Here is a 13124-nt window from a genome sequence, read left to right on the forward strand (position 1 = left end):
GTGGCAAGAAAGGGGCCAAGGCATGAGCGTTTCTGTCCTGGGCTCTGGTGCATTTGGAACCGCGCTGGCGATCTCATTGGCGAGCAATGGGCAGGTTTCGCTTTGGGCGCGGAACGCGGATCAGGCGCGACAAATGCAAGAGGCACGAAGAAACGAGGCCCGCCTGCCCGGTGTCGCATTGCCATCAAACATCACCGCAACAGCAGATATCGAAAAAGCTTGCGAAGCAGATACGCTTTTGTTGGCCGTTCCTATGCAGAAACTGCGACAGACTTTGACGGATCATGCACCCTTGTTGCAGGGCAAAACACTGGTTGCCTGCTGTAAAGGGATCGAATTGTCCTCGGGTCTTGGGCCAATTGCAGTGATTGAAAGCGTCGTAACTGAGGCCAATGTCGCGTTGCTGACAGGTCCCAGCTTTGCTGACGACATCGCACGCGGCCTGCCAACTGCGCTGACACTGGCATGTGCAGATGCCCAGATCGGCAAAACGCTGCAAGCCGAACTAACAACGACAAATCTTCGTCTTTATCGCACGACCGACACGGTTGGGGCCGAGCTGGGCGGTGCGCTCAAAAACGTTATGGCCATCGCATGCGGCGCGACAATGGGGGCCGGATTGGGCGACAGTGCGCGCGCGGCATTACTGACCCGCGGCTTCGTCGAAATGCAGCGATTCGCCACCGCCCGAGGCGCGCGTCCTGACACTCTGATGGGCTTGTCGGGATTGGGCGACCTTGTTCTGACATGTTCGTCCGACTTGTCCCGAAATTATCGTTTTGGCCTGAGTTTGGGTCTAAACCAAAGCTTTGACAGCCAAACGACAGTCGAAGGTGTCGCCACAGCGCGCGCCATGTCGGACATCGCCAAAAAGGAAGGGTTGGACATGCCGATCAGCACAACGGTGGCGGATCTGAGCCATGGTGCATACAGTGTGCCTGAGGCCATTCAAACCTTGCTCAGTCGACCCCTCAAGGAGGAATAAATGCTGATCGCTCTCATCGCCAAGGACAAGCCTGACGCTTTGCAAACCAGGCTGGACAACCGCGCGGCCCATCTGGCGTATATCGAAGAGACGGGCGTGGTGTCTCAGGCGGGCCCCTTGCTGGATGGTGATGCTATGATCGGTTCGCTGGTCATTTTGGACGTCGCCGACACGGCCGCCGCGCAGGCCTGGGCTGACAATGACCCCTACGCCAGGGCGGGATTGTTTCAGTCGGTTGAACTTATTCCATGGAAGAAAGTGATCGGCTGATGGCGTATTGGCTGTTCAAGTCCGAACCTTCAACCTGGAGCTGGGATCAGCAGACCGCCAAAGGGGACGCAGGCGAAGAATGGGATGGCGTGCGAAACTATCAGGCGCGCAATTTCATGCGGCAGATGGCCGTTGGGGATCGCGGGTTCTTTTACCACTCGCAGAAAGACAAATCAGTGGTGGGCATCGTCGAGGTTTGCGCCGAAGCTCATCCAGATAGCACCACTGATGATGATCGATGGGAATGCGTGGATATCAAGGCGGTGCGGTCCTTTGCCAAACCGGTGACGCTGGACCAGATCAAGGCGGACGAACGTCTGGCCGAAATGGTGCTGGTCAAGAACTCGCGCTTGTCGGTGCAGCCGGTGACGGAAGACGAGTGGAAGGTGATTTGCGCACTGGGCGACACGCAGCCTGATTGACGTGTAAACCTGTGTCTGGCGTAAAACTTCTCAAGCGCCCGACAAAATGCTATGTTTCTCTGGGCTTCGCCGGGTGGGGGCTTGCCAACTGCGGTTTATTTGGCAACCGCAGACGCTTGGTGGTGTTCGACTAAAATTCGGTCTTTCTTGAAAGTATGACCCCATGTCTGACGTTAAAGGCGGCAGTGGGATACTCGAAGACGCCGTTGCTGCGAAGAACACAAAAACCTGGGAAGCGCGCCTGAAAGAGGCGCGCAAAAAGCGTGCAGATGTGCTGGCTGACGGCAATGTTGAAGCGCGTGAACCACCACGTTTGAAACCAGCCGAAACAGATCTTCTACCGCCAGCAGATGACGCTGAGATCGACGATATCGTGTCCGAGCGGGTGCGCTCACTCCATTTGGATGAACCAGTCAGCAAACCGCCTGCGAAAAGCCGGATCCCAATCATTGTGGCGGCTCTGTTTTGTGGGGCTTTGTTGCACTGGGCCGGAGCAAAGGTGTTTGAGACCCGGCAATCCACATCCGAAACCGCCGTTGTGCAATCAAGTGATCCCGTCGACGAACCTGCACTGGAAGAACCGCTTTTACCTGCATCTGCATCGACCGAGCAAATTCCTGAGGATCCGGTTGCGCCCGGTCTTGAGGAAGCAACCCAGACTCCGATTGTTGAGAGCAAACCGGTTTCCCCTGGCGAAGATACTGATCAAACGTCAGCGCAAGAGACAGAGGTGCCAATTACGCCGCCAACTGTGTTTCTTCCCGCCTCACTTGAGCCTGTTTCGGAAAACCCTGCAGCACTTGCGACACAGGTATCATTTACGATCCCAGTTGCACCGCAAAACCCTGAATCCAGCCCGCTAAGAAAACGTACTTCTTTGCAACCGACCCAAGCCGTCTTCGACCCGCTGCCCAAAGAGATCACGCTGTCAGCGACGCCGAGCTATACGGAAGTAAAACCACTTCAACCCTCTAAACCTCCGATCAATCTTGAAGTGTCCTTGTTCGTTCCGGCACGGGTCTCACAGGACACCAGCGACCGGGCATTCGAGCTCTTGAATCAAAGTCAAGCGAACGTGGTCGCGACGGCGCGCGTGGGGTATCGGATCAGAGAAACTCAGGTGCGGTATTATCACTCCGCTGACGCCGAAAACGCCAATCTCGCTGCAAAGGCTTTGGGTGGTGTTGCGCGGGACTTCACAGGTTCGGGCAGCAAAACGCGCCCGGGACGCATTGAAGTTTATCTGGCTGGCGCAGGTGGAGGCGCAAACCGCAACTCCGACAGACAGCCGACAAATTTTGAGACCTTCATAGACCGTATCCTCAATGAGCTAAGGCAATAAATGAGGGAAGGTTCCGACGATGCAGAACCTTCCCTACCCCCGCGTGCTCCCTACTCACCACACGCGTATGGAAATGTCTGGTTCTGACCGTCCTGGTCACAGTTTGAACTTAGCCTAACCGCTGGCTGCGGTTCAAACACCAAATATTTAAACTACAAGTCAAATACGAAACGCCCGCCGAAAAAGACGGGCGTTGCATGAATTTTCTGAATAATCAGCCGTAAACAGCTTCTTTGCCAAAATGCTTGGTCAGCATGTAATAGACCACCGCGCGGTATTTGTTGCGCTCGGACATGCCATAGGTTTCCATGGCTTTGTTGATACCTTCCATCAACTCGGGCCCATCGGACAAACCCAGCTTCTTGATCAGGAAATTGTTCTTTACTGTTTCCAGTTCGGAGTCCTGGCTTGCTGCAACTGTTGCCGCATCTGCGTCATAGATCGCCGGACCACAACCGATGGTGACCTTGGTCAACAGATCCATATCGGGGTCCATCCCACATTTGCTTTTCAAATCTTCTGCGTATTTGGCGATCAGCTCGTCGCGCTTGCCCATATCCCAGTCTCCTTAATCCATTAATCCGGCAATCCTCACCGATGACCGGAAGAGTAGCCGCGTCCACGGATTTTCCAAAAGGAAAAAAACTTGCGATTTCTCCCCCCAAATTCACAGGCAGAACGCTAATCGCCGAAGGGTCTAACGGCAGTACCCCCAACCGGGACCTTGCAGGTGGAAATGGTCCGCGTGCAAACGATTGAAATCAGGGCCAAGAACGACGCGAAACCACCCGCAAGCCCCGCGCCAGACCTCGCGCAGAAAAGCGGATTCCGGTTCTGTACCTTGCCAGTCAGACAATAGAGTCAGCGTCCGACCGTCCGCAGTATCCATACCAATAATGTCGATCGAGTCCGCGCGGGCGTGACTGCTCCACCCGCTATTCTCTCCTTGCGCGGTGCGCATGCGACGACAGTTATAGCTGCCGATATGGCGCAGTCGGGTTATTTCGGTCCCCAACAGGTCGCGCGCAGCGGGTTGCACAACGTGGGTTTCCCACATGGCCAATCGCAAGGTTGTGGCGCAACGTGTTTCAACTGGTTCGATCTGGGCTGTCATCAGCTGCGACAGCAACCCCCGTCCGGAGATTCCACAATTCTGATCGACGATCAGATCCTCCATCGCATGAAATCGCACACCCGCCTCTGCCAAAGCAGCACGGCACTGTGCCTCATGCGCCAATGCGCGGTTCAGTTGCCATTTTGTTACCGGCGTCACCGGCGCACTGATTTTCAGATCACGCAATGGATTCCAATGGGATGGCACTGGCGTCTCAGGGTGCGCCAACAGCCACCATCCCCCTCCGCCCAGCAGAATCACCACAACCGCCAGTCTGAAAATGAAAGACGCCGCCGAATACAAAAACCGGCGGCGTCCAGAAGTCTGCGTCATCGTCAGACAGCGATTAGTAGCGGTAGTGTTCCGGCTTGTATGGGCCTTCCGGTTTCACACCGATATAGGCAGCCTGATCTGCGTCCATCTGGGTCAGCTTCACACCGATGCGGTCCAGGTGCAGGCGGGCCACTTTCTCATCCAGATGCTTGGGCAGGATGTAGACCTTGTTCTCGTACTGATCGCCTTTGGTGAACAGCTCGATCTGTGCCAGAACCTGGTTGGTGAAGGATGCCGACATCACGAACGAAGGGTGGCCGGTGGCGTTGCCGAGGTTCAGCAGACGGCCTTCGGACAGCAGGATGATGCGGTTGCCCGAGGGCATCTCGATCATGTCCACCTGTTCCTTGATGTTGGTCCATTTGTGGTTCTTCAGGCTGGCAACCTGAATTTCGTTGTCGAAGTGACCAATATTGCCGACGATCGCCATGTCCTTCATCGCGCGCATATGCTCGATGCGGATCACGTCTTTGTTGCCGGTGGTGGTGATAAAGATATCCGCGTTGGCAACTTCGTCTTCCAGCAGGGTCACTTCAAACCCGTCCATCGCCGCTTGCAGCGCGCAGATTGGGTCAACTTCGGTGACTTTCACACGGGCACCGGCCCCGCGCAGCGAGGCAGCCGAGCCTTTGCCCACGTCGCCGTAACCGCACACAACAGCAACCTTACCGGCCATCATGGTGTCGGTGGCGCGGCGGATGCCGTCGACCAGCGATTCCTTACAACCGTATTTGTTATCAAACTTCGACTTGGTGACCGAGTCGTTCACATTGATCGCCGGGAACGGCAGGTGGCCGTCTTTTACCAACTGATACAGGCGGTTCACACCGGTGGTGGTTTCCTCGGATACGCCTTGAATCTGGTCGCGCATCTTGGTGAACCAACCGGGGCTTGCTGCCATACGCTTGGCGATCTGCTTCTTGATCACCTCTTCCTCTTCCGAACCCGGAACAGGGATGATGTCTTCCCCTGCTTCGGCGCGGGCACCCAGCAGGATGTACAGCGTTGCGTCGCCGCCATCGTCCAGGATCATGTTCGGACCTTCGTCGAACAGGAAAGACTTATCCAGGTAGTCCCAATGCTCTTCCAGCGTCTGGCCCTTGATCGCAAAGACCGGAATACCGGCCTCGGCAATTGCCGCTGCCGCGTGGTCCTGGGTCGAGAAGATGTTGCACGAGGCCCAGCGCACATCCGCGCCCAGCGCAACCAGAGTTTCGATCAGAACAGCTGTCTGGATGGTCATGTGCAGCGATCCAACGATGCGTGCACCTTTCAGTGGCTTGCTTTCGCCGTATTCCGCACGCAGGGACATCAGCCCCGGCATTTCGGTTTCAGCAATGTCCAATTCCTTGCGGCCGAATCCGGCCAGTGAAATGTCCTTAACGATATAGTCCCCGGCCATCAGGCGCTCCATTTTTTCCGGTTTTACTCAGTCCCGGCTGCCCCTAGCATTCATTGGGGCAGGTGGCAATGTTGATGAGTTGAAACCGAAGGGTATGGGCCGGTGTCAGCTTGGGGTACCATCAATTTTGATCTTGGGTATTGCTTCAAAAAAATCCGTACCAACGGCAACAATACAGCTGATGCCATTCGCATTGGTGACCAGAACGGTATAACTACCGGTTTCTTTTGAGGTCCAAACCTCCATCACCGATTGCGCCCCGCGCGTCTTTTGCAGACCGCCAAAGGCCAATTCCTCGGCGTAGCTATCCTGCAATTTTGTGATGATCGCTTCGCGCTCTGCGCAGTTTTGGGCAAAAGCAGGTGGGGCTGTGGCAGCCATACCAAAAGTCAATGCTATGGCGAATAAACGCTTGAACATGGCAAACTCCTTTCATTTTCGCGTTTCGCTTGTGAGAGGAGCACACCGGGAGAAGCGTGTGCCCCCCTCGGTTTTAATGTCGGGATCGAGTGGTGATGTTTCAAAGCACGAACGCTCAAGAAAACGTTGGCAGCAAGTGATCCTGACAGGTACATCATAGCAGAAAAATACGATTTTTATGTGTCCGACTTCACAAGGCATGGCAAAATGGCAACACAACCCCGAGCATGGCAGAGGATGCTGTCAGGCCGCAGGCTGGACCTGCTGGACCCGACCCCAGTGGATATCGAGATCGAAGATATCGCGCACGGACTGGCCTTTGTGGCGCGCTGGAATGGGCAAACAAATGGTGATTTTGCCTATTCCGTGGCCGAACATTCCCTGTTGGTCGAAGAGATTTTCGGTCGAATTGCGCCCAAAGCCCCCGTCAAATGGCGGTTGGCGGCCCTGTTACACGACGCGCCGGAATATGTGATCGGAGATATGATTTCACCCGTCAAATCCGCCGTCGGCCCGGATTATGGCGCGCTGGATGACCGCTTGGCGGCGGCGATACATATTCGTTTTGGCCTGCCTGCGGAGATCCCAAAAACGGTGAAGCGGCAGATCAAGAGAGCCGATAAGATCAGCGCCTGGATGGAGGCGACACAGATCGCCGGATTTTCAGAAACCGAGGCCACCAAGTTTTTTGGTCGTCCGGACAAAGCGGTTATGGAGGGGTTGACGATTACCTTGCGCCCGCCAATCGAGGTGCGGCAAGCCTATACCGCGCGGCATAACGACCTGCTGTCACATCTGTAGCAGGCCGTGCGAGCGACAAAAAAAGGTGGTGGTGAAGAGATGAAGAAACAGATGGGAAACCGGCTTCTACTGCTTGCCAATCTGGTTCTGTTTCTGGCTCTTGCTGCCATTTTGATCAAAACCGGGTACCTTTCAGAAAAGGTCCGCAATTTCAGCGGGACATCCGTTCCCGTAACTGAAACCGATCACTACAAGCGCATGGTCTGGTTGCACGAACGGCCAATTTCTCAGGCATTGGCTTCACCCGATATTCAAATCGCTTTTATCGGCGATTCAATCATTGAAGGGTGGCTGACCAGTAACGTGGTCAAAAACTCTCTGAATTTGGGGATCAGCCGTGACACTACACCGGGTCTGATTGCAAGGGTTAACCCAGAACTCATTGCGCATATTCCGGTCTGGTATCTGGGGATCGGGGTCAATGATGCAATGACCGACACACCCGTGGAAGAGGTGCCGGGCTATGTCGCGCAGCTTGCGGACGTTTTTGCACCCGCCAACACGTTGATCTGGCGCGCTGTTCTACCCGTCAAAGGCGCAACCTGGACGCCCGAGAACGAAGCATTCCGATCCGCTTTCAACGCCGCTGCGCAACAAGCATGTGCAGACATGAAGACCTGTACCTTTCTCGCACCGCCGCTTGAATATGGTGAAAACATCAGCGACTGGACATCAGACGGGTTGCATCCCAACGCACTCGGGTACGCGCATCTCGCCCAACAGCTCTGTGCTCACGTTCCGTGCCAATCAAATCTACCGTGACAAAGATCAATCGGCGCCTTGGTCTTTGCGCTCAGACAGAGACGCGCTTAATGCGGGCTGCGCTTTGCCAAAATCCACTGCAAGGTCCGGCGGCGCATGTTCAGGCAGCGTGCCGTCTCGGACAAAAATTGCTCAAGCCAGTATCTAGCACTTCGGTTTCTAAGCCCTCTTCCGGACCCGCTGTTGTCTGAACGGTGCAACAGACAACCGGCGAAATCTTGCCGCGTGCTGGCAGGCCTCTTTTCACAGCCCGTACGTTACCCCTAAAAGTCACATATCTTCGAATGGGCAGTGAAGATTCTTGAACACAGGTATACGCAAAACAGACACGAATTGGCCGCGCTTGTCCGGCACAACCCGAGCCGCGATTGCGGTGGGGTTCTTGAGTCTGATCTCTGCGTGCGCCCATGGCCCGACCGATGCGCAGCTCGACCCGGACCGCCAGTTGATGGCGCTACGCGAGGTCTCGCAAAAGCAGTCCCGAGGGCAAAGGGTGTGGTGCGTACCCTACGCGCGCAACCTGAGCGGCATCGAAATTCGTGGAAACGCTAAGGACTGGTGGGGCAAGGCGCGAAGTGCGTTTGATCGGGGCAACGAGCCGGTTGTTGGTTCAGTCATGTCGTTTCGGGCAACACCCGGGATGCCACTTGGTCATGTGGCTGTCGTGTCCGATGTTGTCACCGAGCGGGAAGTCATCGTGAACCACGCCAACTGGCACCGCAACAAAGTGTCATTGAAGATGGGCGTCAGAGACGTGTCCAAAAACAATGACTGGACGCTGGTTCGGGTCGAAAGCCTTCCGGGCCAATATGGCAGCTTGTACCCAGTAAACGGGTTCATTTATCCGAATCCCGACGGTCAACCCTAATTCGGATCCTCCGAAGAGGACCCTGATCGGATCGAACCTGACGGCTTTTCCCTATCTGGGACTGCGCTTTGCCAGAATCCGCTGCAATGTCCGGCGGTGCATGTTCAACCGTCGCGCCGTCTCCGAGACATTCCGGTCACAAAGCTCATAAACCCGCTGGATATGCTCCCACCGCACGCGGTCCGCGCTCATGGGGTTTTCCGGCGGCGGCGGCAGCTCATCGCCCTTGGCCAGCAGCGCATTGGTAATGTCAGTGGCATCGGCGGGTTTGGACAGATAATCCGTCGCACCGATCTTCACGGCGGCCACGGCAGTTGCGATTGCGCCGTATCCGGTCAGAACCACAACCCGGCTGTCCGGGCGTTTTTCACGCAGCACTTCAACCACGTCCAGGCCGTTGCCATCCTCAAGCCGCAGATCAACCACGGCATACGCCGGTGGGCGTGCAGTGGAAATAGCACGGCCTGCAGCGACGGACCCGGCGGTTTCAACTTCGAACCCACGCTTTTCCATGGCCTTGGCCAAACGTCTCAGAAACGGCTCGTCATCATCCACCAGAAGCAGGGATTTATCAGGGCCGATATCAAGCTGAGAACTGTCTGCCATACTTGGGTCTTTCTGCTATTTCATGCCGTTGGCTTGAACATGAGTAATAGCAGCGCGGGAACAAAGGTCAAACAACCTTGTTACGAAGCGGCCTGATCCAAAAAGCATCCAACCTTGTCTGCCATTTGCTCGGCCGTGTCATCGCGCTTGAAAAACTCAAGGAAACCATGTTCGGGCGTCACCAGATAGGTAAAGGTGGAATGGTCTACCAGATAATACTCGTCGCTTTTGTCATGCGCCTTGTAATAGGTCTTGTAAGCCTTGCTGGCCGCCTTCACTTGTTCCGGCGAGCCGGTCAGTGCGATGGTCTTGCCGCCAAGGTTGAAAGCATAGTCATCCACCACCTCAGGCGTGTCACGCTCTGGGTCGATTGAAATGAACAGCGGCGTCGTGGAATATCCGCGCTCGGCCAAGATATCCACGGCGTCGGCATTGCGCGACATGTCAAACGGGCAGACATCCGGGCAGAACGTATAGCCGAAATAAACCAGGGTCGGTTCGGTGATCACATCTGCGTCAGTGACCGTCTCACCCTTGCCGTTGACCAACTCAAACGGTCCGCCGATGGTCGCTGATCCCCCTGCGATCTGGCTGGACCGGCACTGCGCAAACTGGTCGTCAGAACCGCTGCCACGCGTCAGAATCCACATGGCCCCAAGGCCAATTGCCAATACAACAGCTGCAAGAATTGCGTAAAGACGGGTCATTTCAGTGTTCCGGTCGCAAGGGGGTTGTTGATCGTTTCGGCCGGGACACCTATCAAGATGATCAGCCTTTGCAACAGGACATAAGGAACCGATGGCAGAATCCAACCAGACTTTTTGGCGCGGCCAGGAACGGAGCAGCTGGATTCGCCTGCGCACCCTGATCCTGTTGCGATGGGTTGCAATCGTTGGCCAGTTCACAGCCATTACCGTTGCGCAGCAATATTACGATGTGCAGTTGCATCTGGGCCTGTGCTATCTGGCGATCGGCATTTCGGTCATGAGCAACCTGACAGCCATCATGTTGTTCCCACAGAACAAGCGTCTGACCGAGTTTGAAAACTTTTTGATGGTTCTGTTTGACCTCTTGCAGCTGTCCATATTGCTGTACCTGACCGGTGGGCTAAACAATCCGTTTGCCCTTCTGCTGCTGGGGCCGGTCACAATTTCCGCCAATGTAATGAGTACAAGGTCAACTCTGATCGTCGGGGCGGTTGCAATCGTGCTGACAACCCTGCTGGCCGAGTTCCATCTGCCACTGCGCACAAGCTTGGGGCTGGTTCTGGATATTCCTGATATTCTGCTGTTTGGAAATTGGGCCGCGATCATCATCGCCATCGTCTTCATCGGTGCCTATTCCCACCGCGTCAGCTCGGAAGTTCAGTCCATGTCCGAAGCCTTGGCCGCAACGCATATGGCCCTGGCGCGTGAACAGAAGCTGACAGATCTGGGGGGCGTTGTTGCCGCCGCCGCGCATGAACTGGGCACGCCGCTGGCCACAATCAAACTGACCAGCGCAGAACTGATCGAGGAGCTGGACGACCACCCGGACCTCAAGGAAGACGCCGCTTTGATCCGCGAACAAGCCGACCGGTGCCGAGATATTTTGAGGGACATGGGCCGGGCCGGTAAGGACGACCTGCATCTGCGGCAGGCACCGCTGTCGACCGTGGTGAATGAGGCCGCAGAACCACATGTGGGCCGCGGAAAGGAAGTTCATTTTTCCGAAGGGCCGGCGCAGGATGGGGATGTGCAACAGCCCTCGATCCTGCGAAAGCCCGAAATCATTCACGGGTTGCGTAACCTGATTCAAAACGCGGTGGATTTTGCGCGGGCTAATGTCTGGGTCGAGGCTGAATGGACCGACAACAGAATCACTGTCAGCATTATGGACGACGGGCGCGGATACCCGTCCCACATGATCGGCCGCATCGGTGACCCCTTTGTGCGGCGCAGGCGGGCTGAAACGGATCAGAAGGCCCGCCCGGAATATGAGGGCATGGGCCTTGGCCTGTTCATCGCCAAAACCTTGCTGGAACGCAGCGGTGCCGAATTGGAGTTCGCCAATGGCGCTGATCCCTATCAACGCCTGACGGACGACCCCGCCCGCAAAGGTGCCATTGTCAAAGTGTCCTGGCCGCGCAAGCTGATTGACGCACAAAAAGGCGATACGCCTGTCCCATCGGGCCTGAACGAACGCATCCAGGTGTGAATTAAGAGACCATTAACCAATCGCGCCCATAGTCCAAGCAGGATTGAGGCTGCTTTTTGGGGAACATAATGGCCGATTGGATCATTCTGGCCGCGATCAGTATTGTCTCGGGCTGTTTTGCCGTTCAGTGGCTCTTGCCGCGACGCGCACAACGGGACCATGCGTTTGGGCTGTTTTCAAACACCTCTTTGTTTGATGCGGTATTTCTGTTCGACGACGAGCGGTTGATCAGCCATTCCGACATCGCCCTTGCCGGTTTCGAACACGTAAGGAACTGGACCGACCTGCGCCGATTGCTGCAAAGGGATTTCCCGACCTTTCCGGAATCTCCGGACGCAGTGCGCGATAAAGGGTATGTTGTGGTGTCTCCGATTGATTGCACCGTCGAGCGCGATGTTCTCTGCGAATGGATAGACGGGATTGTTCGGGTCTGTCTGCGTGAAGCTGCCAGAGCCAAGCCCGCAGCGTCAGAAGCGCAGAACGACCCGTCCCGGTTGGCTATGGATCAGGCCCCTTACCCGGTGTGGTTGCTGGGCCAGAACAACCGTGTGCAATGGTGCAACGCCGCGTATGTTACACTGGTCCGCAAAGCACGCGATCAGGATACCGACCTGACCGACCCTCTGTTTCCTTCAACGCCCGAGGAACGATCCGTTGGAAAAACCAGAGTATCTGTCGAAGTATCAGGCAGCAGTAACAAGCTTTGGTTTGATCTGACGCAGGTCGAGCACGCGTCCGGCCACCTGTGTTATGCCGTCGACATCAACGCCATCGTCCAGGCAGAAACCGCCCAGCGCAAATTCGTCCAGACGATGACCAAGACCTTTGCACAGCTTTCTATCGGTTTGGCCATTTTCGATCGCAACCGGCAACTGGCACTGTTCAACCCTGCCTTGATCGACCTGACCACCTTGCCACCGGATTTCCTAAGCTGCCGCCCGAGTCTGAGCAGCTTCTTCGACCGCCTTCGGGATCAACACATGATGCCCGAGCCCAAGAATTATCGCAGTTGGCGGCGCCAGATGAATGACCTTCTCGAAGCCGCAGAAGATGGAAACTATCACGAGACATGGTCGCTCCCATCTGGTTCGGTCTATTCGGTCAGTGGTCGACCACATCCTGACGGGGCCGTGGCGTTCTTGTTTGAGGACATCACGGCCGAGATCACCCTGACGCGCCGCTTTCGGTCTGAAATGGACCTTATGCAGTCCATCTTGGACAAGCTTGCAGACGCAATTGCCGTCTTTGCCGATGACGGCACTCTGGCGTTTACCAATTTCGCGTATCAAAAGCTTTGGGGTGAATCGGAAGAGGCCGGGTTTCAGACAGATACGGCCACAGATGTCACACGGCGCTGGCAGGATCTGTGTCTTGCAACCCCAATTCTGGGAGAAATCCGGGACTTTGTAGAAATGCGTGATGATCGGGCGGAATGGACGGCTCAAATACATCTGAGATCAGGTTCCGCTATTGAATGCACAATCACCCCGCTTCACAACGGTGCAACCATAGTTCGTTTTTCTGTTTCTGAAGTCCCGCCGAAAATCCTGCAGATAGAACAGATCAGCGCCTGAACCGGGTTGCAGCCCGTCAGGCGCAAGGC

Annotated in this window: 15 protein-coding genes and 1 pseudogene; 9 read left to right on the forward strand and 7 right to left on the reverse strand. The window is 55.8% G+C overall.

From position 1 onward, the window contains the following. Positions 1-22 precede the first annotated feature (22 nt). From AC2FNU_RS05255 to AC2FNU_RS05270, 4 genes are all read left to right on the forward strand, one after another. Positions 23-985: an NAD(P)H-dependent glycerol-3-phosphate dehydrogenase gene (locus AC2FNU_RS05255; protein WP_496785704.1), complete on the forward strand. Its 963-nt coding sequence runs from the start codon at positions 23-25 to the stop codon at positions 983-985. Beyond that, complete coding sequence (locus tag AC2FNU_RS05260) at positions 986-1255, forward strand: YciI family protein (RefSeq protein WP_496785706.1); 270 nt, start codon at positions 986-988, stop codon at positions 1253-1255. Next, complete coding sequence (locus AC2FNU_RS05265; RefSeq protein WP_496785708.1) at positions 1255-1677, forward strand: EVE domain-containing protein; 423 nt, start codon at positions 1255-1257, stop codon at positions 1675-1677. Before AC2FNU_RS05260 ends, AC2FNU_RS05265 begins: the two co-directional genes overlap by 1 nt. A gap of 163 nt (positions 1678-1840) precedes the next feature. Then, positions 1841-3019 carry a hypothetical protein gene (locus AC2FNU_RS05270; protein ID WP_496785709.1) on the forward strand — a complete coding sequence of 393 codons (1179 nt, stop codon included), beginning with the start codon at positions 1841-1843 and terminating at the stop codon, positions 3017-3019. Positions 3020-3233: 214 nt separating this feature from the next. On the opposite strand, the gene AC2FNU_RS05275 is transcribed toward AC2FNU_RS05270, so the two are convergent. The 4 genes from AC2FNU_RS05275 to AC2FNU_RS05290 form a co-directional block, all read right to left on the reverse strand. Next, positions 3234-3575, reverse strand: coding sequence for a DUF2853 family protein (locus AC2FNU_RS05275; protein ID WP_480800677.1), 342 nt, complete (start codon positions 3573-3575; stop codon positions 3234-3236). 141 nt (positions 3576-3716) lie between these two features. Further along, positions 3717-4466 (reverse strand): extensin-like domain-containing protein, encoded by a 750-nt coding sequence (locus AC2FNU_RS05280; RefSeq protein WP_496785711.1) that lies wholly within the window; start codon positions 4464-4466, stop codon positions 3717-3719. A 13-nt stretch (positions 4467-4479) separates the two neighbouring features. Continuing rightward, positions 4480-5868: an adenosylhomocysteinase gene (gene ahcY / locus AC2FNU_RS05285; protein ID WP_496785713.1), complete on the reverse strand. Its 1389-nt coding sequence runs from the start codon at positions 5866-5868 to the stop codon at positions 4480-4482. 105 nt (positions 5869-5973) lie between these two features. After that, positions 5974-6288 (reverse strand): hypothetical protein, encoded by a 315-nt coding sequence (locus AC2FNU_RS05290; RefSeq protein WP_480800674.1) that lies wholly within the window; start codon positions 6286-6288, stop codon positions 5974-5976. 207 nt (positions 6289-6495) lie between these two features. Between AC2FNU_RS05290 and AC2FNU_RS05295 the strand changes: the two genes are divergently transcribed. Continuing rightward, positions 6496-7089 (forward strand): HD domain-containing protein, encoded by a 594-nt coding sequence (locus AC2FNU_RS05295; protein ID WP_496785715.1) that lies wholly within the window; start codon positions 6496-6498, stop codon positions 7087-7089. A gap of 39 nt (positions 7090-7128) precedes the next feature. Further along, complete coding sequence (locus tag AC2FNU_RS05300) at positions 7129-7851, forward strand: SGNH/GDSL hydrolase family protein (RefSeq protein WP_496785717.1); 723 nt, start codon at positions 7129-7131, stop codon at positions 7849-7851. Between the two features lie 47 nt (positions 7852-7898). Here the strand turns inward: AC2FNU_RS05300 and AC2FNU_RS05305 are convergent. Then, a pseudogene (locus AC2FNU_RS05305) lies at positions 7899-7976 on the reverse strand (two-component system response regulator); the annotation flags it as partial. A gap of 257 nt (positions 7977-8233) precedes the next feature. Here AC2FNU_RS05305 and AC2FNU_RS05310 point away from each other — a divergent pair. Beyond that, positions 8234-8719 carry a CHAP domain-containing protein gene (locus tag AC2FNU_RS05310; RefSeq protein WP_496785719.1) on the forward strand — a complete coding sequence of 162 codons (486 nt, stop codon included), beginning with the start codon at positions 8234-8236 and terminating at the stop codon, positions 8717-8719. Positions 8720-8770: 51 nt separating this feature from the next. Here the strand turns inward: AC2FNU_RS05310 and AC2FNU_RS05315 are convergent, their stop codons facing one another. Beyond that, positions 8771-9325, reverse strand: a complete 555-nt coding sequence (locus tag AC2FNU_RS05315; protein ID WP_050604676.1) for an ActR/PrrA/RegA family redox response regulator transcription factor — start codon at positions 9323-9325, stop codon at positions 8771-8773. Between the two features lie 80 nt (positions 9326-9405). After that, positions 9406-10032 (reverse strand): SCO family protein, encoded by a 627-nt coding sequence (locus AC2FNU_RS05320; protein ID WP_496785721.1) that lies wholly within the window; start codon positions 10030-10032, stop codon positions 9406-9408. 91 nt (positions 10033-10123) lie between these two features. On the opposite strand from AC2FNU_RS05320, the gene regB reads away from it, so the two are divergent. Together regB and AC2FNU_RS05330 are read left to right on the forward strand one after the other, a co-directional pair. Continuing rightward, the gene (gene regB, locus AC2FNU_RS05325; protein ID WP_496785723.1) at positions 10124-11521 is read left to right on the forward strand and encodes a sensor histidine kinase RegB; all 1398 of its coding nucleotides are present in this window, start codon (positions 10124-10126) and stop codon (positions 11519-11521) included. Positions 11522-11589: 68 nt separating this feature from the next. Then, positions 11590-13095, forward strand: a complete 1506-nt coding sequence (locus AC2FNU_RS05330; RefSeq protein WP_496785725.1) for a PAS-domain containing protein — start codon at positions 11590-11592, stop codon at positions 13093-13095. Positions 13096-13124 lie beyond the last annotated feature (29 nt).

The organism is Ruegeria sp. BHSB064, assembly GCF_059613205.1.